22 protein-coding genes and 2 pseudogenes are annotated in these 26,848 nt (G+C 58.6%); 4 read left to right on the top strand and 20 right to left on the bottom strand.

Features of this window, described 5'->3' with window-relative positions; genetic code table 11:
• Positions 1–234: 234 nt before the first annotated feature.
• The 10 genes from WLQ66_RS11965 to rpsL all read right to left on the bottom strand — a co-directional run bounded on the left by WLQ66_RS11965 (position 235) and on the right by rpsL (position 9,194).
• Positions 235–1,092 (bottom strand): hypothetical protein, encoded by an 858-nt coding sequence (locus WLQ66_RS11965; protein WP_102870587.1) that lies wholly within the window; start codon positions 1,090–1,092, stop codon positions 235–237.
• 177 nt (positions 1,093–1,269) lie between these two features.
• Entirely contained in the window at positions 1,270–1,566 is a 297-nt protein-coding gene (locus tag WLQ66_RS11960; RefSeq protein ID WP_102849743.1) for a 50S ribosomal protein L23, read from the bottom strand.
• Positions 1,563–2,180, bottom strand: coding sequence for a 50S ribosomal protein L4 (gene rplD / locus WLQ66_RS11955; RefSeq protein WP_340546591.1), 618 nt, complete (start codon positions 2,178–2,180; stop codon positions 1,563–1,565). The genes WLQ66_RS11960 and rplD overlap by 4 nt, the downstream gene beginning before the upstream one ends.
• Positions 2,177–2,890: a 50S ribosomal protein L3 gene (rplC, locus tag WLQ66_RS11950; RefSeq protein WP_102870588.1), complete on the bottom strand. Its 714-nt coding sequence runs from the start codon at positions 2,888–2,890 to the stop codon at positions 2,177–2,179. Before rplC ends, rplD begins: the two co-directional genes overlap by 4 nt.
• Before the next feature lie 17 nt (positions 2,891–2,907).
• The gene (rpsJ, locus tag WLQ66_RS11945) at positions 2,908–3,222 is read right to left on the bottom strand and encodes a 30S ribosomal protein S10 (RefSeq protein WP_008563081.1); all 315 of its coding nucleotides are present in this window, start codon (positions 3,220–3,222) and stop codon (positions 2,908–2,910) included.
• A gap of 255 nt (positions 3,223–3,477) precedes the next feature.
• Positions 3,478–4,671 carry a hypothetical protein gene (locus tag WLQ66_RS11940; protein ID WP_340546590.1) on the bottom strand — a complete coding sequence of 398 codons (1,194 nt, stop codon included), beginning with the start codon at positions 4,669–4,671 and terminating at the stop codon, positions 3,478–3,480.
• 287 nt (positions 4,672–4,958) lie between these two features.
• Positions 4,959–6,134 carry an elongation factor Tu gene (gene tuf, locus WLQ66_RS11935; protein ID WP_340546570.1) on the bottom strand — a complete coding sequence of 392 codons (1,176 nt, stop codon included), beginning with the start codon at positions 6,132–6,134 and terminating at the stop codon, positions 4,959–4,961.
• Between the two features lie 66 nt (positions 6,135–6,200).
• Positions 6,201–8,318: an elongation factor G gene (fusA, locus tag WLQ66_RS11930; protein ID WP_340546589.1), complete on the bottom strand. Its 2,118-nt coding sequence runs from the start codon at positions 8,316–8,318 to the stop codon at positions 6,201–6,203.
• An 18-nt stretch (positions 8,319–8,336) separates the two neighbouring features.
• Positions 8,337–8,807 (bottom strand): 30S ribosomal protein S7, encoded by a 471-nt coding sequence (rpsG, locus tag WLQ66_RS11925; protein WP_014876015.1) that lies wholly within the window; start codon positions 8,805–8,807, stop codon positions 8,337–8,339.
• Positions 8,808–8,822: 15 nt separating this feature from the next.
• Positions 8,823–9,194, bottom strand: a complete 372-nt coding sequence (gene rpsL, locus WLQ66_RS11920; protein ID WP_005621086.1) for a 30S ribosomal protein S12 — start codon at positions 9,192–9,194, stop codon at positions 8,823–8,825.
• Between the two features lie 416 nt (positions 9,195–9,610).
• Here rpsL and WLQ66_RS11915 point away from each other — a divergent pair, with 416 nt between their 5' ends.
• The gene (locus WLQ66_RS11915; protein WP_340546588.1) at positions 9,611–10,387 is read left to right on the top strand and encodes a putative rhamnosyl transferase; all 777 of its coding nucleotides are present in this window, start codon (positions 9,611–9,613) and stop codon (positions 10,385–10,387) included.
• Positions 10,388–10,392: 5 nt separating this feature from the next.
• On the opposite strand, the gene WLQ66_RS11910 is transcribed toward WLQ66_RS11915, so the two are convergent.
• The 4 genes from WLQ66_RS11910 to WLQ66_RS11895 form a co-directional block, all read right to left on the bottom strand.
• Positions 10,393–11,295 (bottom strand): DMT family transporter, encoded by a 903-nt coding sequence (locus WLQ66_RS11910; RefSeq protein WP_340546587.1) that lies wholly within the window; start codon positions 11,293–11,295, stop codon positions 10,393–10,395.
• Complete coding sequence (locus WLQ66_RS11905; RefSeq protein WP_340546586.1) at positions 11,292–12,116, bottom strand: glycosyltransferase; 825 nt, start codon at positions 12,114–12,116, stop codon at positions 11,292–11,294. Before WLQ66_RS11905 ends, WLQ66_RS11910 begins: the two co-directional genes overlap by 4 nt.
• A gap of 291 nt (positions 12,117–12,407) precedes the next feature.
• Positions 12,408–13,250 (bottom strand): SDR family NAD(P)-dependent oxidoreductase, encoded by an 843-nt coding sequence (locus WLQ66_RS11900; protein WP_340546585.1) that lies wholly within the window; start codon positions 13,248–13,250, stop codon positions 12,408–12,410.
• Between the two features lie 37 nt (positions 13,251–13,287).
• Positions 13,288–14,100 (bottom strand): SDR family oxidoreductase, encoded by an 813-nt coding sequence (locus tag WLQ66_RS11895; RefSeq protein WP_340546584.1) that lies wholly within the window; start codon positions 14,098–14,100, stop codon positions 13,288–13,290.
• Between the two features lie 160 nt (positions 14,101–14,260).
• On the opposite strand from WLQ66_RS11895, the gene WLQ66_RS11890 reads away from it, so the two are divergent.
• Positions 14,261–15,151 (top strand): AraC family transcriptional regulator, encoded by an 891-nt coding sequence (locus tag WLQ66_RS11890; RefSeq protein ID WP_340546583.1) that lies wholly within the window; start codon positions 14,261–14,263, stop codon positions 15,149–15,151.
• A gap of 424 nt (positions 15,152–15,575) precedes the next feature.
• Here WLQ66_RS11890 and WLQ66_RS18820 read toward each other — a convergent pair.
• From WLQ66_RS18820 to WLQ66_RS11885, 3 genes and pseudogenes are all read right to left on the bottom strand, one after another.
• Positions 15,576–16,106, bottom strand: a pseudogene (locus tag WLQ66_RS18820) (aldo/keto reductase); the annotation flags it as partial.
• Positions 16,107–16,144: 38 nt separating this feature from the next.
• A pseudogene (locus tag WLQ66_RS18815) lies at positions 16,145–16,425 on the bottom strand (aldo/keto reductase); the annotation flags it as partial.
• A 77-nt stretch (positions 16,426–16,502) separates the two neighbouring features.
• The gene (locus WLQ66_RS11885; RefSeq protein ID WP_340546582.1) at positions 16,503–16,742 is read right to left on the bottom strand and encodes a hypothetical protein; all 240 of its coding nucleotides are present in this window, start codon (positions 16,740–16,742) and stop codon (positions 16,503–16,505) included.
• A 113-nt stretch (positions 16,743–16,855) separates the two neighbouring features.
• Between WLQ66_RS11885 and WLQ66_RS11880 the strand changes: the two genes are divergently transcribed.
• Positions 16,856–17,194, top strand: a complete 339-nt coding sequence (locus WLQ66_RS11880) for a LysR family transcriptional regulator (protein WP_340546581.1) — start codon at positions 16,856–16,858, stop codon at positions 17,192–17,194.
• Positions 17,195–17,206: 12 nt separating this feature from the next.
• Positions 17,207–17,713 carry a LysR substrate-binding domain-containing protein gene (locus WLQ66_RS11875; RefSeq protein WP_340546580.1) on the top strand — a complete coding sequence of 169 codons (507 nt, stop codon included), beginning with the start codon at positions 17,207–17,209 and terminating at the stop codon, positions 17,711–17,713.
• 8 nt (positions 17,714–17,721) lie between these two features.
• On the opposite strand, the gene WLQ66_RS11870 is transcribed toward WLQ66_RS11875, so the two are convergent.
• The 3 genes from WLQ66_RS11870 to rpoB form a co-directional block, all read right to left on the bottom strand.
• Positions 17,722–18,015: a hypothetical protein gene (locus WLQ66_RS11870; protein WP_340546579.1), complete on the bottom strand. Its 294-nt coding sequence runs from the start codon at positions 18,013–18,015 to the stop codon at positions 17,722–17,724.
• 126 nt (positions 18,016–18,141) lie between these two features.
• The gene (rpoC, locus tag WLQ66_RS11865; RefSeq protein WP_340546578.1) at positions 18,142–22,383 is read right to left on the bottom strand and encodes a DNA-directed RNA polymerase subunit beta'; all 4,242 of its coding nucleotides are present in this window, start codon (positions 22,381–22,383) and stop codon (positions 18,142–18,144) included.
• A 92-nt stretch (positions 22,384–22,475) separates the two neighbouring features.
• The gene (gene rpoB, locus WLQ66_RS11860; protein WP_340546577.1) at positions 22,476–26,612 is read right to left on the bottom strand and encodes a DNA-directed RNA polymerase subunit beta; all 4,137 of its coding nucleotides are present in this window, start codon (positions 26,610–26,612) and stop codon (positions 22,476–22,478) included.
• Between the last annotated feature and the right edge of the window lie 236 nt (positions 26,613–26,848).

Below are 26,848 nucleotides of genomic sequence, written 5' to 3'. Positions count from 1 at the left end.
CTTTGGGCCCGCTATGTGTAAGCCCCCCGCCCGGTTGTCCCACAATGAGACGCCCTACTAGGGTGGCCAGATTATAGGGCCCCGAAGGTCCCCAGGTTCGAACATCCTGACAAACGTAATAACCCCGGAGCGAATCCGGGGTCGTCAGGATTGGTGCGGCTTAGCAGAGGATGGGAGGGGTGGCAATGGGGGAGTTCAGCTACCCATCATGTGTTTTAAGCAATAGTATTTGCATTATGAGTACACTTCGTTTAGTTTGGTCCGCTGTTCAACCAATGCCGTCCAGTCACTATTGACTAACATCTTCTCGTAAGCCTCTGAGAGTTTTGTGATATCACCATTGTATGTTGACGTCAGTTCAAGGCCTTTGGATCGAAAGCGCTTTTCGTGCCGAGACGCCTGCAACAATTGGCGATCAGTGCGTGTAAGGTAATTTGAAATGATTAACTCAACGAGCTGCCTAACAAGTAGGATGGATCTCGCGTTCTGTGGCGAGCCGTGACCTCCGAGCTGAGTAAAATAATCCGACAGCACAGAAAACAGCATTCCCTCGTCCAAATCGTCCTCAATCTGCTCCAAGAGCTTCTCAAAAGCTTCCTTACTTTCGTCGAAAACTCTCAACGGTACGTTGATATCAATGGTGCGCCCCAAAAAAGCAGATACAGTTCCGAGCAACAAAGCCGTTATTGGGAATGCCTCGTTATGCTTGCCTGCTGACATTTGAATTCCAGCCAAAGTGGTTTTCTTTTCCTGGCAGAGTCCTGATTTCTGATGGCCAAATATGATTGAACCCATAATTACTTCGGTTTTGTCACACCGTCTAAGAAATGACTTCAGATCTATAGGCTCACGAGTATGTGCCATCTCGAGCAGGCGGAAAGCCGACAGATTCCCCGCTTCGATTGCGGATGTATCGCCCACATAGTCACAAAATAGAGCTAAGGCACCCCTGAAGTCCGAAAGGTCCTTTCTAAACTCCTGGAGCTCCTCATGGACTTTTTGGCGCTTCCACAGAACGATGGCCCAGACCAACGACAAAACTGCGGCAACTGCCGCGACCAGGGTGCCAATATCCGCAATAGTCAAAGACATCTATCCTCACAACTCTTTTCGCTGGAACACTCTAAACCGCAAACAATGAACTCGAAATCCATCCATAATTGAACACCATAGTCACTAGAGGACTTGGTTGCATCTACTCTTTTCGCCCCCCAACGAAAAAGGCCCCCGCTTTCGCAGGGGCCTTCTTAAGTCTCAGACAAACAGATCTCAGAGTCCGGTGGACACGTCGATGGTGTTGCCTTCTTCCAGGGTGACGTAGGCTTTTTTCACGTCTTTACGCTTGCCCAGCTGGCCGCGGAAACGCTTGACCTTACCCTTGGTGATGGTGGTGTTGACCGCTTTGACCTTCACACCAAAGAGCGCCTCAACGGCTTCTTTGATCTGGGGTTTGTTGGAGTCGATCGCCACTTCAAAGACTACCGCACCGGTTTCGGATGCCATGGTTGCTTTTTCGGTGATGATCGGCTTGCGGATCACGTCGTAGTGTTCTGCCTTCGCGCTCATTTCAGGCGAGCCTCCAGTGCTTCGACACCTGCTTTGGTGAGCACCAGGGTGTCACGCTTCAGGATGTCATAGACGTTTGCGCCCATTGTCGGCAGGATATCCAGACCTTCGATGTTGCGCGCGGCGCGGGCGAAGCCCTCGTTCACGGATGCACCATCGATGACCAGCGCGCGCTTCCAGCCCAGGTCCTTGACCTGTTTGGCCAGAGCGGCGGTCTTGCCTTCGGAATCGGCGTTTTCGATAACGACCAGTTCACCCGCTTTTGCCTTGGCGGACAGCGCGTGGCGCAGACCCAGCTTGCGGAATTTCTTGGTCAGCTCGTGGCCGTGCGAACGCGGGGTCGGACCCTTGTAGACACCACCCTTGCGGAAGATCGGCGCATTACGGTCACCGTGGCGTGCGCCGCCGGTGCCCTTCTGGCGATAGATCTTCTTGGTCGAGTAGGAGGTCTCGGACCGCGTCTTGACCTTGTGGGTACCGGCCTGCGCGTTGTTACGCTGCCAGCGCACCACACGGTGCAGGATGTCGGTGCGCGGCTCCAGGCCGAACAGCTCTGCATCCAGCTCGATGTCGCCGGCTTTGCCGCCGTCCAGTTTGATCACATCAAGTTTCATGCTTCACCACCTTCCGCGGAGACTTCTTCCGCTGCAGCCGACTTCAGAGCTGCCGGGAAAGGCAGACCTTCGGGGGCTTTCTTTTTCACGGCGTCTTTGACGGTGACCCAGCCACCTTTGGAGCCGGGAACGGCGCCTTTGATCATGATCAGGCCACGATCGGCGTCGGTCTTGACGACTTCAAGGTTCTGAGTGGTCACGCGGGCAGCACCCATGTGGCCGGCCATTTTCTTGCCTTTGAAAACCTTGCCGGGATCCTGACACTGACCGGTCGAACCGTGGGAACGGTGGGAGATCGACACACCGTGCGAGGCGCGCAGACCACCGAAGTTCCAACGCTTCATCGCACCGGCAAAACCTTTACCGATGGAGGTGCCGGTCACGTCTACCTTCTGACCTTCGAGGAAGTGCTCGGCGGAGATTTCCGCGCCCACTTCGATCAGGGCGTCCGCAGGCACGCGGAACTCAACCAGCTTGCGCTTGGGCTCAACCTTCGCTGCTGCGAAGTGGCCGCGCATGGCTTTGGAGACGCGCTTGACCTTGGCCGAACCTGCGCCGAGCTGAACGGCGGTGTAGCCGTCTTTTTCCTCGGTGCGCTGTGCGGTCACTTGCAGGCCGTCCAGCTGAAGAACGGTCACAGGAACCTGCTTGCCGTCTTCGAGGAACAGCCGGGTCATGCCGACTTTCTTTGCGATAATACCAGAGCGCATATGTTTACCCTCCGATCTTAGGATTGCAGCTTGATTTCGACGTCCACACCAGCGGCGAGGTCGAGCTTCATCAGCGCGTCCACGGTCTGGGGGGTCGGATCAACGATGTCCAGGAGCCGCTTGTGGGTGCGGATCTCGAACTGGTCACGAGATTTCTTGTCAACGTGCGGGCCACGCAGAACGGTGAATTTCTCAATCTTGTTCGGCAGGGGGATCGGGCCGCGCACCTGCGCGCCGGTCCGCTTGGCAGTGTTCACGATTTCCTGCGTGCTGGCGTCCAGTACGCGGAAGTCGAATGCCTTCAGCCGGATACGGATATTTTGGCTTTGCATAGTCATGCCTTTTTTTCAGGCGTTGGGGTTGAGAGGAGGGCAAGCGACCACCGCGCACCCTCATCGAACCCAAAAGGCGGGAATCACCCCGCCTTTGCCCCGCAGTGCGGGATGGCGCCGTATACGCCTGATAGCCGTGTGTGGCAAGGGGTTCCGCACCGATACGTTTGCGTTTGGGACGGGCGACGGGTTTGGGGTTTGATTATCATCTTGTCCAGATAGTTAGGGCAGTCAGGCCAACCGCCCTGACTTGCGCTATCGGAAATTCCTTGCTTGGGCTTCCAGTCGGCTGAAAGGGTCCTGCTTTGCTAAGCGGGAGATTCTGGGTTTGAGAAGGCCAACCTCCTCCAACGCCTCCCGTACAGATGACGCAGCCTTCGCGCCAATTGACCAGTAGATGTAGACCATAAACGCGATAGGCAGAACCATCCCTCCAAAGGCGGGTTTCATTACGCAAAACGGAAGAATAAAAACCATCCCCAAGAGGATCATCTGGGATTTTCTGGACGCCTGGGTAAATCGCTGCATAAACCCTGCTTTTGCCAATCCATGGGCCTCCCCTTCTTCCTCGGACTGCAGTTCAGGACTGGACCGCTCAGGTAACGTTTTCTGCACTCTTGCTGCAGTCTGGCGCAGCGTTTTCGGCTGAGACACTCCAGGGTCCGGCCTGCCAAACCGGGCACCTTTCTCGCCAGCACTGGCGATGGGAGAACTGGCGAAGATTGCCCGTTCGACACTGGCAGCGTCCCGTTCGCTCTGCCGCTGCTTGCTACGGCGAGCCAATCCGAATTTGATCGCTGCCAGTACAAGCAGAACGCCGGAAAGCTTCCACAACTTCCCGCGCAACCTTTGAGGATCGCCCGCATAGGTCAATCCCTTTTCCCGGCCTTCCCAAAAAGGCTCGACGACTATGAAGTCCGGGCCCTTCGTCAGCCCCTGTTCTTTGAAGGCATCGTTAACAAGGTCTGAAAAAGATCCTGCATTGGTGCTCACACCATTGAACGCAAAGTACGAATGCCCAGTCTCGTCCAGCTTACCAGGGACCTGAAACTCGGAGATTCGGCTGATGAAATCAGCTTTCTCACGCTCCGACATCAAAATAATGGCACGGACCTGTTTAGTGCTCGAAGTGTCAGCGGCGCCTTGCAGCACATACATATACCCTTCTGTGCGGACGCTGCCTTTCTTGGTCTTGCGAAGATGATAATTGAAATTCGTATTGATCCACCCACCAATGTGAACCTCGTCCGCCAGACCGACATCGCTCTGCCTGTCAAAAGCAGACAAATCCACCCGGCCCGGAATCGGCTGGGCCAACGCAGCTGTGGCATCGGCCTGTTCTTTCAACTCGTTCTGATAAACTTGCTCACTCAAATACAAGAAACCTGCGGCAGCAGCTGCGTATACCCACCAAGGGGCGATCAGAAACAAATAAATTAAACGTCCCATTCAAAGAACTCCCTAAAAGCTTTCCCCTTTCTTGGCGGAGGAAACCGCTTGGAATGTGAAACTATTATGGCGTGATTTTGACACCCTCTTAGCCACCTATGCGTGCGCAATTCAAGGCGCAGCATCAGGGCTACCGACTCCCGAAGAGCCTCGCGCCACATAGAAAAAGGCCGCCCCGGTTGGAGCGGCCTTTCTATTTTCTCACCTGAGTGGCGCTCGGTGATTTTCTAGCGAAAACCACCTGTCACCACTCACCACAGGCCAGAGTTTCCGTTGGAAACTCGACCTTAGTCGGTGATTTTCGACACAACGCCGGCGCCGACGGTGCGGCCACCTTCGCGGATCGCGAAGCGCAGGCCCTGCTCCATCGCGATCGGCGCGATCAGTTCAACGTCGAACTTCAGGTTGTCGCCGGGCATAACCATCTCGGTACCCTCGGGCAGGGTCACGGTGCCGGTCACGTCGGTGGTCCGGAAGTAGAACTGCGGACGGTAGTTCGCGAAGAACGGGGTGTGACGACCGCCTTCTTCCTTGGTGAGGATATAGGCCTCAGCTTCGAACTTGGTGTGCGGCTTCACGGAACCCGGCTTACACAGAACCTGACCACGCTCAACGCCGTCACGGTCAACACCACGCAGCAGCGCGCCGATGTTGTCGCCTGCTTCACCACGGTCCAAGAGCTTGCGGAACATTTCCACACCGGTACAGGTGGTGGTGGAGGTGTCACGGATACCAACGATCTCGATCGAGTCGCCAACGTTGATCACGCCGCGCTCAATACGACCGGTCACAACGGTGCCACGGCCGGAAATCGAGAACACGTCTTCGATCGGCATCAGGAACGGCTGGTCAACAGCGCGCTCAGGCGTGTCGATGTAATCGTCAACAGCCGCCATCAGTTCCTTGATCTTGTCGGCGCCGATCGCGTCGTCACGGCCTTCCATCGCCGCCAGAGCGGACCCTGCGATGATCGGGATATCGTCGCCCGGGTAGTCGTAGGAAGACAGCAGTTCGCGGATTTCCATTTCGACCAGCTCCAGGAGCTCTTCGTCGTCGACCTGGTCCACTTTGTTCATGAACACGACCATCTTCGGGATGCCAACCTGGCGGCCCAGCAGGATGTGCTCGCGGGTCTGCGGCATCGGGCCGTCAGCAGCGTTCACAACCAGGATCGCGCCGTCCATCTGCGCCGCACCGGTGATCATGTTTTTCACATAGTCAGCGTGGCCGGGGCAGTCGACGTGGGCGTAGTGACGGCCTTCGGTCTCATATTCCACGTGCGCGGTCGAGATGGTGATGCCGCGGGCTTTCTCTTCAGGTGCGCCGTCGATCTGGTCGTAGGCTTTGAAGTCACCGAAATACTTGGTGATCGCTGCGGTCAGCGTGGTCTTGCCGTGGTCAACGTGGCCGATGGTGCCGATGTTGACGTGCGGTTTTGTACGTTCAAACTTTTCCTTAGCCATGAGAGGCCTCCTTTTCGTGTTGAGAAGGGCACGCGCCGTGGCGCGAACCCCTCAATATCTGTTCGCTTAAGCGAATTTTGCCTGGATCTCGTCAGAGATGTTCTGCGGAACCGGATCGTAATGATCGAACTGCATGGTGAACTGGGCGCGGCCCGAGCTCATCGAACGCAGGGTGTTGATGTAGCCGAACATGTTCGCCAGCGGCACAAATGCGTCGATCGCAATTGCGTTGCCGCGGGGTTCCTGGCCGGTCACCTGACCACGACGCGAGGTCAAATCGCCGATGATGCCACCGGTGTAGTCCTCAGGTGTGATAACTTCCACCTTCATGATCGGTTCCAGCATCTTGGCGCCAGCTTTGCGCATGCCTTCACGCATACACATACGTGCAGCGATTTCGAAGGCCAGAACGCTGGAGTCAACGTCGTGGAACTTACCGTCGATCAGGGCAACCTTGAAGTCGATCACGGGGAAGCCGGCCAGCGGGCCGCTATCCATGACAGACTGGATGCCTTTTTCAACACCGGGGACGTATTCCTTGGGAACGGCACCACCAACGATGCGGCTCTCGAAGGAGTAGCCTTCGCCCGGCTCTGTCGGCGAGATGATCATCTTCACCTCGGCGAACTGACCCGAACCACCCGACTGTTTCTTGTGGGTGTAGGTGTGCTCGACCTCGTGACCGATGGTCTCGCGGTAGGCAACCTGCGGCGCACCGATGTTGGCTTCGACCTTGAATTCACGCTTCAGACGGTCAACCAGGATGTCCAGGTGAAGTTCGCCCATACCCTTCATGATGGTCTGACCGGACTCGATGTCGGTCTCCACGCGGAAGGACGGATCTTCGGCAGCCAGACGCTGCAGACCCTGGGACATTTTCTCCTGGTCGGCCTTGGTTTTCGGCTCAACCGCGATCTCGATCACCGGATCGGGGAAGGTCATGGTTTCCAGAACCACCGGATCGTTGACCGCGCAGAGCGTGTCACCGGTTGTGGTGTCTTTCAGACCTGCCAGCGCGATGATGTCGCCTGCAAACGCTTCCGTGATTTCCTCACGGTCGTTGGAGTGCATCATCATCATCCGGCCGACGCGTTCTTTCTTGCCCTTGGTGGAGTTCAGGAGCGTGTCGCCCTTGGCCAAGGTACCGGAGTAAACCCGGGTGAAAGTCAACGAGCCGACGAAGGGGTCGTTCATGATTTTGAACGCCAGACCCGAGAACGCCATGTCGTCGTCCGCACGGCGGGCGATGTCACGGGTTTCGGTTTCGTCACCGGGTTTGAAGCCCATGTAATCAACAACGTCCAGCGGGCTGGGCAGATAGTCGATCACAGCGTTCAACAGCGGCTGAACGCCTTTGTTCTTGAATGCGGAGCCGCCGAGAACCGGAACGAATGCCAGGGCCAGAGTACCCTTGCGCAGCAGTTTGCGCAGGGTCGGGACGTCGGGCTCTTCGCCTTCCAGATAGGCTTCCATCGCGTCGTCGTCCATTTCGACGGCCGCTTCGATCATCTTGCCGCGCCATTCTTCGGCCATGTCTTTCAGGCTGTCACGGATCGGTGCTTTGATCCACGACGCGCCAAGGTCTTCACCCTGCCACAGCCATTCTTCCATGTTGACGAGGTCAACCAGGCCTTCCAGCTCGGTTTCTGCGCCGATCGGAATACCAACCGGAACCGCGCGGGCGCCGGTGCGGTCTTCGATCATGTTGACGCAGTTGAAGAAGTCAGCGCCGATCTTGTCCATCTTGTTGACGAACACCATACGCGGAACCTTGTAGCGGTCAGCCTGACGCCACACGGTTTCGGTCTGGGGTTCAACACCGGCGTTGGCGTCCAGAACACAGACAGCACCGTCGAGAACCGCCAGCGAACGCTCAACTTCGATGGTGAAGTCAACGTGGCCGGGGGTGTCGATGATGTTCAGGCGGTGCTTCGGAGAGTCAGCGGTCTGACCATCTTCGGTGCGTTCCCAGAAGGTGGTGGTCGCAGCCGAGGTGATGGTGATCCCGCGTTCCTGCTCCTGCTCCATCCAGTCCATGGTGGCTGCACCATCGTGCACCTCACCAATGTTGTGGGATTTGCCGGTGTAATACAGGATACGCTCGGAGCAGGTGGTTTTACCTGCGTCGATGTGCGCCATGATACCGAAGTTACGGTACAGGTTGAGCGGATATTCGCGTGCCATAGGTCTAGGTCCCCTAGCTTACCAGCGATAATGGGAGAAGGCTTTGTTAGCCTCTGCCATCTTGTGGGTGTCTTCGCGCTTCTTCACGGCGGTACCGCGGGACTGTACAGCGTCCAGCAGCTCACCGGCGAGGCGTTCTTCCATGGTGTTTTCGTTGCGAGCGCGGGCGGCTTTGATCAGCCAGCGGATCGCCAGGGCTTCGCGGCGCTCGGGGCGCACTTCGACGGGCACCTGGTAGGTGGCACCACCCACACGACGCGAGCGCACTTCGACGGAAGGCTTCACGTTGTCCAGGGCTTCGTGGAAAACTTCCACGGGGGCACGTTTGATTTTCGATTCAACGCGGTCGAATGCGTTGTAAACGATGCTTTCTGCGACCGATTTTTTACCATCGATCATCAGGTTGTTCATGAATTTGGTCAGAACGCGGTCGCCAAACTTGGCGTCGGGCAGAACTTCGCGTTTTTCAGCAGCGTGACGGCGAGACATTTATCAATATCCTTCTTATTTAGGACGCTTCGCGCCGTACTTCGAACGGCGTTGCTTACGGTCTTTGACGCCCTGGGTATCCAGAACACCACGCAGGATGTGGTAACGGACACCGGGAAGGTCTTTTACACGGCCGCCACGGATCAGAACCACGGAGTGTTCCTGAAGGTTGTGGCTTTCACCGGGGATGTAGGAGATCACTTCGAAACCGTTGGTCAGGCGGACCTTCGCAACTTTCCGCATAGCGGAGTTCGGTTTCTTCGGTGTGGTGGTATACACACGGGTGCAGACGCCGCGTTTTTGCGGGCACTGTTCCAGGTGCATGGACTTAGAGCGTTTTACTTTCGGCTGCCGCGGCTTGCGGATCAGCTGTTGGATCGTTGGCATTCCGGTTTTTTCCCCGTCTCAACAACACATGTGTCATGCACGTCCTTGAACGTACGGCTAAATTCGTCGCACTTACGCGTCCGCAAGCGCAAAAACCGCAATCGTTTCCATTCCGAGGTAAACGACGCGGTGGGTTTACAGAGGATCCGCGCAAATAGGCGCACGAGATCTTGAGCCACTTAGATTTTGATATCGGCTTTTGGGGCGACCCCCGGTTGCCGGATAGGCGGGCGTATATGGGGAGTCGCGGGGGATGTCAACAGCAGCTCCCCCAGCCGCATCGGCGCGGCGTGCGCGCGCGCCGGCGGCCGGACAGCGCCCGTGGGCTACAGCTTGCCCGTACAACCTGCGCGGTGCATAGTGCGCCGCGACAGGCGGACCCGCATGAGAGGCCGCAGGCGCGAGGGTCTACAGCGATGCAGGTCATAGGTCTATGCCGTTTTTCCTATCCCGCCATTGGTGGGTTTCAGGTTGAACATGACACGCTTGATGAGCGGATCGCCTATCTCTATGCCGAGGCCCGGCTGAAGGAGCGGTTTGACCTGCTGGAACGGGTCGCCCTGCCCTGTCTGCGTACCCAGACCGATCAGGACTTCACGCTGGTGATTGTGATTGGCGAGAGCCTGCCAGCGCCACATCTGGCACGGCTGCGCGATCTGACGGCGGATATGCCGCAGGTGCAGATCCGTGCCTTGCCCCCCGGCAACCACCGGCAGGTCATGAAGGAGGTTCTGAATACCGCCCGCAATGACCTGAGCGCGCCCTGCCTGCAATTCCGTCATGACGATGATGATGCGGTCTCGGTGGATTTTGTCGAGCGGCTGCGCCAGACCGCTGGCCAGTGTCAGGGGCTGATCGCACAGAACCAGACGGTTGCGATTGATTTCTGCAAGGGCTTCACCGCGCGCTTCGCGTCGGACGGGATCTATGCGGCAGAGGGGTACCGGCCCTATTTTGTTGCGGCGATGGGCATGTATGTGGCCGGCAATTGCAAGCAGAGCATCATGAATTTTGCCCATCACAAGATTGCGCGTTTCATGCCCAGCATCACGATACCGGATGCGCCGATGTTTGTGCGCACGCTCAACGCCTATAATGACTCCCGTCAGAAAGGTGCCAGAGAACCGGAGCTGAGCCGCCTCACCCCAGCGCAGGAAGGCGAATTCGAAGCGCGCTTTGCAATCCGGGCCTGACGCGTCTACTCGGGCGGTGACAGGGGCGCGCTGGCGCGGCGGCGGGGGCGCTCCCGCAGCAGGCTGAAAACACCGGCAGCCACGACGATGGCCGCCCCCAGCAGGGTGAGCGCATCCGGCCAGCTGTCAAACATCAGCCAGCCAAGCAGCAGGGCCCAGAGCAGCCCGGTGTAGCGAAAGGGCGAAACCGCCGCCACATCACCAACCCGCATGACCATCACCGAGAACAGATAGCCGACGAAGATGCAGCCGGCTGCAAAAAGCAGGATAAACGTGGTCGTCAGGGTCAGCGGCTGCCAGTCCTCCTGCAAGCCAAGCACAAGACCGAACAGCAGGACCGACAGCGCCGCCATCAAGCTGACGGTCAGCGAGGGCACCGCCGCCGACATCCGGCGGGTAAAGAGATCACGCGCGGTGATACAAAGAACCGCTGCAAGGGCGTAGCCGGTGCCGCTATCAAAGCCCTCCGGTCCCGGTCGCACGATCAGCAGCATTCCGATAAAACCCGCGCCAATCGCTGCGGCCCGACGCCAGCCGACCTGTTCCCCAAAGAGCAGCACCGCGGCGAGGGTCACGGTCAACGGCAGCATCTGCAAAATGGCCGTCACATTGGCGATGGGCAGGGTCAACAGGGCGCTGAGAAAGAAATAGGTGGTGGCCACCTCAGTCAGGCTGCGGCCTGCGACAAGCCCCCAATCCCGGCGGCTCAGCGACAGGCGCAAGCTGCCATAAGCGCGGGCAAGCGCGTAGATCAGCAGGCTGACGGCAATACCGCGCACCACCAGGATCTGCGAGAGCGGCAGGCTCTGCCCCGCGAGTTTGACCATCCCGTCATTGATCGTGAAACCCGCCATGCTGCCAATCATCAGCAGCGCGCCCAGCTGGTTTCCGGTCAGCCGGGACATCACGGCAGCACAGCTCGCAGCTGGTCCGGCGTCATCGCAAAGTGGCGGTCAAGTGCTGCGGCGATCTCGGCCTCGGACATCTTGTGGGTGATCCCCATCTGCGCAGGTCTGGATTTATTGTCACCATGAATGGTGCGCAGGAAACCCGGCGTCGAGATATCCGACACCACGTTCCAGTGCTGCGCGTAGCGGCGGTGATTGTAGCGGTAGGGATTGCCGCCATATCCGACAGGTGCCACAAGCGCGGCCCCCACCGAGAGCGGCGCCTTTTCGCAGGCATCGAAGATCTCGTCCTGCACGCCCTGCGGCCCCTCGCTGCGGCGCAGGTAGATGCCGCGATTGTTGGCAAGGATAAAGGGGGTGCTCTCTCCCTGTAGCGGGATCATCCCGGTGGCGAGGCGCCGATTGCGGGCGATGTAATCGAGATCCACCGCATCGTCGTCATCCAGACGGAACATCAGGCGATGGGTCGCCCCCTCTGTTGGGACGGCGTTATAGCCCTGCTTCAGCATCTTGTAATGCACGCCGGGCCCCACCGGCATCAGCGTGATATTGTCGGCGGGTTCCAGCAGGCGCGACAGGCGTTCCAGATAGGGCTCGGGCATATCTTCAGCCGTGAGGACGATCAGGTGAAATCCCTGATCGCTCTGGCGCAGGAGAGAGCGCAGGCAGAGCCGCTCAAACACCCGGAACCTGAGTTCCATCCGGTCCGGTGCGAAAAGATGAGCCGCCGTATCGGCAAGGGTCGCGAATTTCTCGGAATAATAGGTCGGGGTCAGCACGGAGAAGCGCACAAGGCCAACGATGCTGAGTCTGATATCCATTCTGCGCTGTCCTGTTTCGGCCCGACGGGGCACTTCGTCATCCGCAGCAAGAGACCATTCCCGGCGCAAATTGGGAAGATCCTAAATCACGCGAACCGCGCGGTCGGCCCGCAAACGAAGCCGTCGCAACGCAAAACGAGATGTCCGCAAATCGCGTTGGTCCGCTTGGAGCCCAAAATACTTGATGCCGCGCTTCGCACGAATGTCCGCTAGGTATTTAGATGAGGAGTAAGCCTTGTTATTTGGACAACAGTTTCACTGGCTCCATTTACGGCCGCTCTTTTGGAGCGGCTATTCCAAGGCCTCGTGCGCGGCAAAGGCATCCGCATAGTCAGGATGCCAGCGTGAGAGCGCCGTGCGGTTGTTGATAATGTCGCCCACGGCCCATTCAACCCGTTTGCGGTCGAGCTCTGCGGACACATCATTGTCCGGGCAGAGAATATAGAAATCCCCGTCCGACATGCGCTTCAGCAGGTAGTCGATTGCCTCTTCGCTCGTCCACGCGGCGGCGGGTTTTTCCGACATGAACTTCTTAATCATACCAGTATAGGTAAACCCCGGCACAAACAGATGGGCGGTGATTTTCGCCTCGGCCTGTCGCAAATCGTGCGCCAGCATTTCTGTCATGACTTTCACGGCGGCTTTGCTGGTATTATAGGCAGGGTTTCCGGGCGGTGTGGTGATCCCCTGTTTTGACCCTGTGTTGATCACCACCGCCGGGCGTGCAGCTTCTATCATGCGTGGCAAGAAAGCATGCACGCCGTTCATGACACCAAAGAGATTGACCTCTAAAAGTTTGCGCCAGTTCTCTGCGTTTTTCCAACTGCCGGTCGGCAGCGCGATACCGGCATTGTTCATCAGGACTGCTACCTCTCCGAGCGCAAAGACCTGATCCGCCAAGGCAGTCATGGCGTCGGTGTCTGTGACATCTGTCGGAACCGCCTGAACGATTGCGGACGCGCCCGCCAGATCGCGCAATTCCGCCTCGGCTCGGTCCAAGGCCTCACCTGCCAGATCTACCAGCACAACCCCCAGACCGTCTTGTACCAGTCGTTGAGCTGCGACTTTGCCGACGCCGCTTGCCGCCCCGGTTACAATGGCCAAGCCGCCTTTTTCGATTGCTTCGCGGTACATGGATCATGCCCTCTTTCTATGAATGATTGGATAGCCTTCAGGGTCCCATCTTTTGCTTGAGACCACCGATGAACGTCTCGTCATCTTGTTGTTTGCGGGCATCGAGCAGCTCTTCAGCATCAGGTCCAGCGCGAAAGCGCAGGCGGCTTCCGGTCTCGTTGGCCGCATCCCAAATGACCTGCGCGACAGTTTCGGGCGCAGAAGGGTTCGCGGCCAGCTTGCCAAACAGGCGCCCCATGGCTTCAACCATTGGCGCGTAGTCCGGCAGGTTTTCATCCATGGCGAAATCGAAAGAACTGCCCCCAAAGTTGGTTCGTACCATGCCCGGCTGGACAATACGGACCCGAATGCCAAGGGGCTCCAGCTCGTAATGCAGCGACTCCGAAAGTCCCTCAACTGCAAACTTGGTGCCGTGATAAAGCGCGCCAAGTGGAAATGTGATCTGCCCGCCAATGGACGAGATATTGATGATCGTGCCCGACCGGTTTTGACGAAAGTGGGGCAGAACCGCCTTGGTCACTTCGATCAATCCAAGCACGTTGGTGTCAAACTGACGCCGGATGCGATCCATCGAAAAGGCCTCTAACGCACCATAGGCGCCATAGCCCGCATTGTTCAGCAAAACATCAATCTGCCCGAACCGTTCGATGCCTTCGCCTACGGCCGTTGCAATTGAACCCGCATCCGTCACATCCAGTTGGGCCAGATGCACGTTTTCTAGCGCGCCGAGCTCCGGGCTGTCCGTAGGGCTGCGCATCGTGGCGATGACATTCCAACCGTTTGCTTGGAAATGCCGGGCGGTCGCCGCGCCAATTCCCGACGAGGCCCCGGTGATAAGAATGGTTTTCATATCTCGAATCCCTAACTTTCTGTTCATACGATAATCAACAAGGCAGGATTTTTCTTTCAGTATTCTTCAGCTTTCTTGCACAATCCTCGATAAGTCGAAGTTTTGGGTAAGCGTTTGCTTTGTTCCCGTGGTAAAGTAGGTCGATCCACAGGAGGCATTCATGGGACCTCAGACGCTATTGGACTATGTTTTGGCGCAGCTTGACCACGCGGGCGTTGCGCAGGGTGTACTAACACATAAGGATGGCGGGACGGTTTTTCTCACCCACCCGGCGACCACCCAACATGACGCAAATGTCTACCGCCCGCTGTTGTGCGCGGTCCTGCAAGGTGCAAAAGAGGTTGGGACCAGCACCAGAACACTCACCGTGCGGGCCGGGCAGTCGCTGATCGTCAGCAACGCGCTGCCCGTTGTTTCAAGGATCACCGAGGCCGCGCCCGATCATCCCTATGTCGCGCTCGTATTCCCCCTTGATCTGGATCTCCTTCGCGCCCTGGCTCCGTCCTTGCCGCAGTCATCCGCCCAACGTGTGTCAGATCCGTTTTCGATTTGCCTCGCACCCACTGGTGACGACATGCAAGACGCCCTGTTGCGATACTTTCGCCAGTGCGAAACCGAAGTGGCGCGACACATGCTGGCGCCGATCACGTCGCGGGAAATCCATGCCCGCCTGCTGATCGGGCAACATGGTGGCACGCTTCAAAAACTGGTGTGGCACGATAACACGGCCAGCCGGATCTTTGCGGCGACGCACGAAATCCGGTCAGATCTGGGCAAACCCCTTGTCGTCGGAGAGCTTGCCGCTCGTATGGGTATGAGCAGTTCGGCCTTTTTCGAACAGTTCAAAGCAGTCACGGGCAACTCTCCGCTGCAATACCAGAAAGATCTGCGTCTGCTTCATGCCCGTAATGAGCTTCAAACCACCGGCTCAAAGGTCTCCGAGATTGCCTACGGGGTGGGATACGAAAGTTCGGCTCAGTTCTCGAGAGAATATGCCCGCAAATTCGGATGCTCCCCAAGACAGGATCGAGTTTCTGACGCTGCCGAATAAGTCGATAGGGACCAAATTCAAACGTCACAGCCCTGTAGCGAACAAAAGCCTCTCGGCCCGTCCATGTCCGAAAGCAGCCGTTGGCGCATCCGCAGCGAATGCGCACTTCGTCCGCTCCTTACCAGTTCTTGCGCCATGCAGCGAAGGTCGGGAATGCCTTATGATACGATTCCGCCCCAAGCCGGATCAGACCCCTTCTCAGTCTGCGTCAGTCGTTACAGGCCACCACACAGTGGGACTAACTGCTCAGGGTATAGAGTGGGCGTAAGTATTATCTCACCGTAGAAGGTCAAGTTTCACTTTGAGGTTGCAGTCCCCAGATTCTGCCAGAAGTCCAATCCTGACCAGTCCTGAAGGAACCCGTACGGGTAATTCGGCAGGCCCGGGGCCGACGCTCGCGTCAGGCGGGCGCTTTGTTCCTGCGTCAGCACCAGGTCGGCGCCGGCCAAATTGTCCGCAAGCTGCTTTTTCGTGCGCGCGCCGAGCAATGGGTACTGACGCAGGGGCGATCCGCCAACCAAGCCAGCGCGACGTGCGCCGGTGGACGCTCAAGATCTCGCGCGACCTGTTTCAGAGCCGCGAGGATCCGCCAAGTACGGTCGATGTTGCGTAAATCGTAGGCTTCGACGCCACGGTTGGGGTCTTCTCCCAGCCGGGTTGCGCCGCTGGGCCGTGCTTTTTCATTGTATTTTCCCGTCAGCCACCCGCCACCGAGCGGCGACCACGGTGTCAGACCGACGCCTTCCTCGGCACGACAGGGCAGGACTTCCAATTCGATGGACCGGTCGAGAAGGTTGTACTGCGGTTGCAGCGCGACTGGTACCGGCAGGCGGTGCGCGCGCGCATGAGAGACAATTTTCTGAAGTTGCCAGCCAGCGATGTTAGACCAAGTGACGTGATGAACTTTGCCTTCTCGAACGAAGTCGTATAGCGTCGAGAGTGTCTCGTCGATGTTTGTCTCACGGTCCTAGCCGTGAACGAAAAAAAAACGTCGATGGTTTCCGTGCGCAGACGAGTGAGGCTGGCTTTGAGGGCTAACTGCAGGCCCCGGCGCGAAGCCCCAGAACTGTTCGGCGGTGGTGCAAAGCGGGCGTTGGTGGCGAGGATCATGTCCCCATACCCCTGAGGACGTCTCGCGGCCCACTTCCCGATGATTTCTTCGGAGGCACCCCCCCATAGGCGTCCGCGGTGTCGATCAGCGTTCTGCCCGAATCGGCAAAGTAATCTAGCTGACGATGGGCTTCGTCTTCCGGGGTTTCGACACCGAACGTCATGGTCCCGAGACCAAATCGCGAAACGTTCGGACCATTTCGACCAATGGGGCGCTTCTCGGCGTCTCCGAGCAAGTTTGTCATTTGGTGGATTTCCCTTGTTTTCGTGCCAGGCTTGCCTGAGTACGGCTGAGAAGCGTTGCTACGCTCGCCAGAAGGTGCCCCAGAAAAGTGCCGACCGATGCAATGGTTTCTATGCCCCAGAGCAGGGCGTGGGCACCCTTTCCGTCATGCATATCCATGAAAGCGTCCTGTGCCCTTTGTTCGGGCGAGGAGCGCGCGGCAGGAAATTCGGTCGATGTCTTGAGCGTATGGGGCACGAGTGATCTCCTTTCGAAGTTGCTGGGATTGCGGCGCTTGACCTGAAAGCAGGATAGTGAACAAGTTGGCGTCATGAAACGAAACGGTTTGAACTTCTCTTTTCGCTGGTGAAATGATGGTCGCGGATGATCCGAAAACGAACGAGACGATTGCAGGAACACTCGACTGGGAAGACTTGAACTTGTTCCTAGCAGTGGCGCGGGACGGCGGGCTGTCGGCCGCCGCGCGAACCACCGGGCGTAGCGCCGCCACGCTGGGGCGCCGGATGCACGGGCTTGAACGCAGCCTTGGTCGGGAACTGTTCGTGCGTCACGACAGGGGCTATCGGCTGACCTGCGAAGGACAGGCGCTTCTGGGGGGACTGTCGGGAGTTGAGGCGCGGATTGCTCGGCTGGTGCAGCGCCCCGGTAAAGACAGACTGCCACTGGTCAAGGTTTCCGCAGGCACCTAGACGACGCTGGCCTTGCTGCGGTCATTTGGCGCCCTGACCGGATCCCCGCCGGACATCCGCCTGCGCTTTGTGTCCGCAGAACGCGTGATGGACATCGTGCATCGGGAAGTGGTCATCGGCTTCCGTAACCGGCGCCCAACGGAGGAGACTTTGGCGGGGCGCAAGCTGGCCGCTGTGGAGTTCGCGCCGTACGCCGCGCCCGGTGCACCGGAGCGCTGGATCAGAGTGGTGACCGAAACGCCCTCAGCACGCTGGGTGGCGCAAATCACTGGCGGCGATGCCGTGTGTGAAGTGAACAGCCCGCGCAATGCGCTGGACCTTGCCTTGGCCGGGCATTGGACCGCCCTGCTTCCGATCTTCATCGGCGAAGCGGAGCCGGGCTTGCGACGCGCTGGTCCTGTGGTGCCGGAGCTGACCCATGATCAGTGGCTGGTAACCCATGAAGCAGACCGCCACCTGCCCGAAGTGCGCCGCGCCATCGACCGCATGTGCCGTGTGCTCGAACGGCTGGGGGGCTGACCAGAAGCTCACTCCTCGCCTTCGAGCACCGAGAACGGTCGAGCGTCTATCCGCGCCGCCGTCACCCGCAGGTTGACCGCCTGTCCGAGGTGATCGGAGTTGCCTTCCGGATCGAGCTGCCAGAAATCCGCGACCTTTATGGCATTGCCCACAAGAAACCAGTCGTTGCGCCAAAGCTTTGGCAGCTGCCCACCAACGCGCCATGTTGCGGGGTAGGCAAGCCGGTAACAGATGAACTCAGGGTCCTCGAATTCGACTCTCTGAGCGAAATTCAATTTCAGCTTTGGGCTGCCCGCGGGCATTGCCCCCTGCGACCTGAGCGACGGCTCTGTCCGCAGAGCGGGCCAATATGGTTTACGGACATCTCCAAGAATAAGCCCCCCGCAACATCGGTTGCGGGGGGCTTATTCATTTCAGATCAACGTGGATCAGTCGCGGCTCTCTGGGGTTTCCACCAGAGTGTCGAAGCTCGCCTCGCTGCTGACATCATCCATCGACGGGGCGGCCAGAGCGGCGGCTGCTTCGGCCTCCTCACGGCGCGCCTCGAGGACGACATTGTCACGCGACTGGGCGATGTTGCGCACACGCTGGGTGGCGCCACCGGTACCGGCCGGGATCAGGCGACCCACGATGACGTTCTCCTTGAGGCCGACCAGCTTGTCCTTCTTGCCCTGTACCGAAGCTTCGGTGAGGACACGGGTGGTCTCCTGGAAGGAGGCCGCCGAGATGAAGGAACGGGTCTGCAGCGACGCCTTGGTGATGCCGAGCAGGATCGGTTCGCCCTGAGCCGGACGCTTGCCACGGGCCAGCGCCTTTTCGTTGGCGGTGTCGAACTCCTGCTTGTCCACGTGCTCGCCTTTCAGCAGCGTCGTGTCGCCGGAGTCGGAGATCTCCCACTTCTGCAGCATCTGGCGAACGATCACCTCGATGTGCTTGTCGTTGATCTTCACACCCTGCAGGCGATAGACGTCCTGAACCTCGTCGATCATGTAGTTCGCCAGAGCCTCAACACCCATGATGGACAGGATGTCATGCGGCGCTGGGTTGCCATCCATGATGTAGTCACCCTTTTGGACAAAGTCACCTTCCTGAACCGGAATGTGCTTGCCCTTGGGCACCATGTACTCGACGGGCTCCATCGAGTCATCCGCAGGCTCGATCGAGATGCGACGCTTGTTCTTGTAGTCGCGGCCAAAGCGCACGTACCCATCGATTTCGGCGATGATCGCGTGATCCTTCGGACGACGGGCTTCGAACAGTTCCGCAACGCGCGGCAGACCACCGGTAATGTCCTTGGTCTTGGCGCCTTCACGCGGGATACGCGCAACAACGTCACCGGCCATGATCTGCTGGCCTTCTTCGACCGACAGAATGGCGTCCACAGACATCGGGTAGGTCAGCGGGTTGCCCGCATCGCTACGCACCGGTTCACCGTCACCATCGACCAGGATGATTTCCGGCTTCAGGTCAGAGCCTTTCGGAGCCGCACGCCAGTCGATCACGATCTTCTGGGTCATGCCGGTGGCTTCGTCGGTCTCGTCGCGAACGGCGATGCCGGAAACCAGGTCCACATATTTCGCGGTACCGGGTTTTTCGGCGATGATCGGCAGGGTGTAGGGATCCCATTCGAACAGCTTGTCGCCACGGGACACCGACTGGCCTTCCTTGACGAACAGCTTGGAGCCGTAGCCCAGCTTGTGGCTGGCGCGCTCTTCGCCGTGCTCGTCCTGAATGATCAGCTTCATGTTCCGACCAACAACCAGGGTCTCGCCATTGGCGTTCTCCAGGGTCTGCGGCATCTCGAAGACGATCTTGCCCTCTTGCGAGGCTTCCAGGAAGGACTGCTGACCACCCTGCGCAACGCCACCGATGTGGAAGGTCCGCATCGTCAGCTGTGTGCCGGGTTCACCGATCGACTGGGCCGCGATGATGCCGACAGCCTCACCGGTGTTCACCTGCGTACCACGGGCGAGGTCACGACCGTAGCACTGGGCGCAGACGCCCTCTTCGGCTTCACAGGTCAGCGGCGAGCGGATACGGGTCGACTGAACGCCGGCCTCTTCCACTGCATCTGCCATGCGCTCGTCGATCAGCTGGCCAGCGGCCACGATGATCTCCTCGGTGCCGGGCTTCTTGATATCCTCTGCCGCGACACGGCCCAGGATACGTTCGCCCAGCGAGGCCACAACTTCACCATCGTTGACAGCGGCTTCGGCGGTGATCGCTGCTTCGGTGCCACAATCGCGATCACGCACGATGCAGTCCTGTGCCACGTCCACCAGACGGCGGGTCAGGTAACCCGAGTTCGCCGTCTTAAGAGCCGTATCCGACAGACCCTTACGGGCACCGTGGGTCGAGTTGAAGTACTCGAGAACGGTCAGGCCTTCTTTAAAGTTCGAGATGATCGGGGTCTCGATGATGTCGCCGTTCGGCTTCGCCATCAGGCCACGCATCCCGCCCAGCTGCTTCATCTGGGTCACCGAGCCACGCGCACCGGAGTGGGCCATCATGTAGACCGAGTTCGGTTCCATCACGGCGCCGTTCTCATCCCGCTTGTCAGCGGAGATGGTGCCCATCATCGCATCGGTGACCTTGTCGTTACACTTCGACCAGGCATCGACAACTTTGTTGTACTTTTCGCCCTGGGTGATCAGGCCGTCCATGTACTGCTGTTCGAAGTCCTTCACCTGATCGCGGGTCTCATCGACCAGCGTCCATTTGGTGTCGGGGATCACCATGTCGTCCTTGCCGAACGAAATGCCCGCCTTGAACGCTTCACGGAAACCCATGGTCATGATCTGGTCACAGAAGATCACGGATTCCTTCTGACCGCAGTAGCGGTAGACGGTGTCGATGACCTGCTGAACCTCTTTCTTCCGCAGAAGACGGTTGACCAGTTCAAACGGTGCCTTGACGTTCTTCGGCAGCAGCGCGCCCAGACGGACACGGCCCGGGGTGGTCTCAAAACGCTTGAGGACCTCGTTGCCTTCTTCGTCGATCTGAGTGATCCGCGCGGTGATCTTGGTGTGCAGATGCACTTCGCCGGCGTCCAGCGCGTGCTGAACCTCGTCGATGGTACCAAAGATCTTGCCTTCGCCGGGCATGCCTTCGCGTTCCAGGGTCACATAGTAGAGACCTAGGATCATATCCTGCGAAGGAACAATGATCGGCGCGCCGTTGGCAGGCGACAGAACGTTGTTGGTGGACATCATCAGGACGCGCGCTTCCAGCTGGGCCTCAAGGCTCAGCGGGACGTGCACAGCCATCTGGTCGCCGTCGAAGTCCGCGTTGAACGCCGAGCAGACCAGCGGGTGCAGCTGGATCGCCTTACCTTCGATCAACGTGGGTTCGAACGCCTGAATGCCAAGACGGTGCAGCGTCGGCGCACGGTTCAGCATAACAGGGTGCTCGCGAATAACCTCGTCGAGGATATCCCACACTTCGGGGCGCTCTTTCTCAACCAGCTTTTTCGCCTGTTTCACGGTGGAGGACAGACCTTTGGCCTCCAGACGCGAATAGATGAAGGGCTTGAAGAGTTCGAGCGCCATCTTCTTGGGCAGGCCGCACTGGTGCAGCTTCAGCTCAGGACCGGTCACAATCACCGAACGGCCGGAGAAGTCGACCCGCTTACCCAGAAGGTTCTGACGGAAACGACCCTGCTTACCCTTCAGCATGTCAGAGAGCGATTTCAGCGGACGCTTGTTGGCGCCTGTGATGACGCGGCCGCGACGGCCGTTGTCAAACAGCGCGTCCACGGATTCCTGCAGCATCCGCTTTTCGTTGCGGACGATGATATCCGGCGCGCGCAGTTCGATCAGCCGCTTCAGGCGGTTGTTCCGGTTGATCACGCGGCGATAGAGGTCATTGAGGTCGGAGGTCGCAAAACGGCCACCATCCAGCGGCACCAGCGGACGCAGTTCCGGCGGAATGACCGGGATCACGGTCATGACCATCCATTCCGGGCGGTTGCCGGATTCCAGGAAGCTCTCAACCACTTTGAGGCGCTTGATGATCTTCTTGGGCTTCAGCTCGCCTGTGGCTTCGGCCAGCTCAGCGCGCAGCTGTTCGGCTTCGGCTTCAAGGTCGATGGCCGCCAGCATTTCGCGGATCGCTTCAGCGCCGATATTGGCGGTGAAGGCATCCATGCCGAACTGGTCCTGGGCGTCCATGTATTCTTCTTCGGTCATCATCTGGCCGTAGGTGAGGTCGGTCAGACCCGGCTCGATGACAACATAGTTTTCGAAATACAGAACCCGCTCAAGATCGCGCAGGGTCATGTCCAGCATCAGGCCGATGCGCGACGGCAGCGACTTCAGAAACCAGATATGCGCAACCGGCGACGCCAGTTCGATGTGGCCCATGCGCTCACGGCGGACCTTTTGCAGCGTGACTTCCACACCGCATTTTTCGCAGACAACGCCGCGATATTTCATACGCTTATATTTGCCGCAGAGGCATTCGTAGTCCTTGATCGGGCCAAAGATACGCGCGCAGAAGAGACCGTCACGCTCAGGTTTGAACGTCCGGTAGTTGATGGTTTCCGGCTTTTTGATCTCGCCGTAGGACCACGACAGGATCCGCTCAGGCGAGGCCAGCGACACCTTGATCTCGTCGAAGACCTTCGGCGGCGTCAGCGGGTTGAACGGATTATTCGTCAGTTCCTGGTTCATTTTGATGTCCTCAAATTCGTGCGAAAGGCTGGAGGGGGAGGCAAATTTCTGTGAAGAAATCTGCCAAGATTTTTTGAAAAATCCTGTTCCCCTTACTCGTCACCCTCCGCATCCAGGAGTTCCATATTCAGGCCGAGGCCACGGACTTCTTTCACCAGAACGTTAAACGATTCCGGTACGCCCGCTTCGAAGTTGTCCTCGCCCTTGACGATCGATTCATAGACCTTGGTCCGGCCTGCAACGTCATCCGACTTCACGGTCAGCATCTCCTGCAGGGTGTAGGCGGCGCCATAGGCTTCCAGAGCCCAGACTTCCATCTCACCAAAGCGCTGACCACCGAACTGCGCCTTACCACCCAGCGGCTGCTGCGTGACGAGGGAGTACGGGCCGGTCGAACGCGCGTGGATCTTGTCGTCGACCAGGTGGTGCAGTTTCAGCAGATACTTGATGCCGACGGTGACGGGGCGTGCGAATTGCTCACCCGTACGACCATCAAACAGGACCGACTGACCGGAAGTGTCAAAGCCAGCGCGCACCAGTGCATCGTTGACGTCCGCCTCTTTGGCGCCGTCGAAGACGGGTGTCGCGATCGGCACGCCACGGGTCACATTACCGGCAGCCTCGACCAGATCGGTCTCGGTCATATCGGCAATACCTTCACCGTAGACGTCATCACCATAGGCGTGGTGCATCGCTTCACGCACCGGGGTCAGATCGCCAGAACGACGGTATTCCTGAAGCGCATCATCGACTTTGATACCCAGACCGCGTGCGGCCCAACCCATGTGGGTCTCCAGAATCTGACCAACGTTCATCCGCGACGGAACGCCGAGCGGGTTGAGACAGAAATCGACCGGGGTACCATCGGCGAGGAACGGCATGTCCTCCATCGGCACCACTTTCGAGATCACACCCTTGTTCCCGTGACGGCCGGCCATCTTGTCGCCCGGCTGCAGCTTGCGCTTCACCGCGATAAAGACTTTCACCATCTTCATGACGCCCGGGGGCAGATCGTCGCCGCGACGGACCTTCTCGACCTTGTCTTCGAAACGGGCATCCAGAGCACGTTTCTGTGCTTCATACTGCTCGTTCAGGGCCTCGACGACCTGTGCGCTCTGCTCGTCTTCCAGCGCCAGCATCCACCACTGACCGCGGCTGAGTGTGTCCAGCAGCTCTTCGGTGATTTCGGAACCGGCCTTGATACCCTTGGGGCCTTTGACTGCGGTTTTACCCAGCAGCATGCCACGCAGGCGGGCGTAGATGTTGCGATCCAGGATGCCCAGTTCGTCGTCCCGGTCACGGGCCAGACGCTCGACTTCCTCACGCTCGATCTGCAACGCACGTTCGTCTTTCTCGACGCCGTGACGGTTGAAGACCCGCACCTCGACCACGGTCCCGTAGTCGCCCGGCTTCACGCGCAAGCTGGTGTCGCGCACGTCAGATGCTTTCTCGCCAAAGATGGCGCGCAGCAGCTTTTCTTCCGGGGTCATCGGGCTTTCGCCCTTGGGTGTGATCTTGCCAACCAGAATATCGCCCGGCTCCACATCGGCACCGATGTAAACGATGCCCGCCTCGTCGAGGTTGCGCAGCGCTTCTTCACCGACGTTCGGGATGTCGCGGGTGATCTCTTCCGGCCCAAGCTTGGTATCACGGGCGGCGACTTCGAATTCCTCGATGTGGATCGAAGTAAAGACGTCGTCACGCGCGATGCGCTCGGAGATCAGGATGGAGTCTTCGTAGTTGTAGCCATTCCAGGGCATGAAGGCCACGACGACGTTTTTACCCAGAGCCAGTTCACCCATATCGGTGGACGGACCATCGGCAATCACTTCGCCTTTGCGGACTTCCTGGCCTACTTTCACCAGCGGACGCTGGTTGATGCAGGTGTTCTGGTTCGAACGCTGGAATTTGCGCATACGGTAGATATCAACACCCGCATCCCCCAGTTCCAGATCTTCGGTTGCCCGGATCACGATACGCTGCGCGTCGATCTGGTCGATGATGCCTGCGCGTTTGGCCATGATGGCCGCGCCGGAATCCCGTGCCACGATCTCTTCGATGCCGGTGCCGACCAGCGGCGCCTCGGCACGCAACAGCGGAACCGCCTGACGTTGCATGTTCGAGCCCATCAGAGCGCGGTTAGCATCGTCGTTCTCAAGGAACGGGATCAGCGAGGCCGCAACCGATACCAGCTGTTTCGGGCTGACGTCGATCAGATCCACGCTTTCGCGCGGTGCCAGGGTGTAGTCGCCGGACTGGCGGGTCGAGACCAGATCGTTGACGAATTTACCGTCTTCATCCAGCGTCGCGTTGGCCTGCGCCACGGTGTGACGCATTTCCTCGGTCGCGGACATATAGTGGACTTCGTCTGTCACCTTGGCGTCGTTGACGACGCGGTAAGGTGTTTCGATGAAGCCATATTTGTTCACGCGAGCAAAGGTCGCCAGCGAGTTGATCAGACCGATGTTCGGGCCTTCCGGTGTCTCAATCGGGCACATCCGGCCATAGTGGGTCGGGTGCACGTCGCGGACCTCAAAGCCGGCGCGCTCGCGGGTCAGACCGCCAGGCCCAAGCGCCGAGAGACGACGCTTGTGCGTCACTTCGGAGAGCGGGTTGGTCTGGTCCATGAACTGCGACAGCTGCGAGGAGCCGAAGAATTCACGCACCGCAGCAGCAGCCGGTTTTGCATTGATCAGATCCTGCGGCATCACCGTGTCGATCTCGACCGAGGACATCCGCTCCTTGATGGCGCGTTCCATGCGCAGCAGACCGACGCGGTACTGATTTTCCATCAGTTCGCCAACGGAGCGCACACGACGGTTGCCGAGGTGGTCGATATCGTCGATGTCGCCCTTGCCGTCACGCAGCTCAACCAGCGCCTTGATGCAGGAGATGATATCTTCCTTGCGCAGGGTGCGCTGAGTGTCCTCGGCGTCCAGAGCAAGGCGCATGTTCATCTTCACACGGCCAACGGCGGAGAGGTCGTAACGCTCGGAATCGAAGAACAGCGTGTCGAACAGCGCGGAGGCAGCTTCGACGGTCGGCGGCTCGCCCGGGCGCATGACGCGGTAGATATCCATGAGCGCGGTATCGCGACCCATGTTTTTGTCCTGCGCCATGGTGTTGCGCATGTAGGGGCCGACATTGATGTTGTCGATGTCCAGAACCGGAATGTCGGTGATACCGGCATCCAGCAGTTCCTTGACGGTCCCGCCGATGATTTCGCCGCCCTTGTCATACTCGAGGGTCAGCTCATCGCCGGCCTCGACATAGATGGCGCCGTTTTCTTCGTTGATGATATCCTTGGCGACATATTTGCCAACGATATGCTCAAAGGGAACCAGCAGCTCGCTGATGTTGCCTTCGTCAATCATCTTCTTGACGGCGCGCGGTGTGACCTTCTTGCCAGCTTCGGCAAAGATCTCACCGGTGGCGGCGTCAACCAGATCGTAGGTCGGACGGGTGCCGCGCACGCGCTCGGGGAAGAACGGCGTGACCCAGCCACGGCTCTTTTCCAGCTTGAAGGAGATGGTGTTGTAATAGGCATCCATGATGCCTTCCTGATCCAGACCCAGCGCATACAGCAGGGTTGTCACAGGCAGCTTACGACGACGGTCGATGCGGGCAAAGACGATGTCCTTGGCGTCGAATTCGAAGTCCAGCCAGGAGCCGCGATACGGGATGATGCGGCAGGCAAACAGCAGCTTGCCCGAAGAATGTGTCTTGCCCTTGTCGTGATCGAAGAACACGCCCGGCGAACGGTGCATCTGGGACACGATCACACGCTCGGTGCCGTTGACCACAAAGGTGCCGTTCGGCGTCATCAGGGGCATATCGCCCATGTAGACGTCCTGTTCCTTGATGTCCTTCACCGATTTTGCACCGGTGTCTTCGTCCACATCAAAGACGATCAGACGCAGAGTGACCTTCAGCGGAGCCGAATAGGTCATGTCGCGCTGCATACATTCCTCAACGTCATATTTCGGACGTTCAAAGGAATATTTCACGAACTCCAGAACCGACGTCTCATTAAAGTCCTTGATCGGAAATACCGACTGGAACACGCCCATGATGCCTTCGCCGTCGAGCGGCTGTTCTGCATCACCAGAGCGCAGGAAGAGGTCGTAAGAAGATTTCTGGACCTCGATGAGGTTCGGCATGTCCAGGACTTCGCGGATTTTACCGTAGTATTTGCGAAGACGTTTCTGGCCAAGGAACGATTGAGCCATGTCAGATGTCACCTTTCCAATTCTCACTGAACAAGGATGCCGCCGGGCCCCGGCACCTTGTCCATACGAGACAGCGTGTTCGGATCAATTCATGACCACCTTCCCGAATGGCGGCCTCCCGATCCTTTGAACCTCGCCTGAAAAAACGCCCGTTTAGTTGGGCCCTTTCTAAGACAGGTTCGGCTGGACCCGGTTTTCACCGGGCCCAGCCAAATTTCCGGGATGTTCAGAGGACG

The organism is Phaeobacter sp. A36a-5a, from assembly GCF_037911135.1.
GTDB classification, from domain to species: Bacteria; Pseudomonadota; Alphaproteobacteria; order Rhodobacterales; family Rhodobacteraceae; genus Phaeobacter; species Phaeobacter bryozoorum.
The sequence above is the reverse complement of the archived record's forward strand: the minus strand, read 5'-3'. Positions and strand labels throughout refer to the sequence as shown.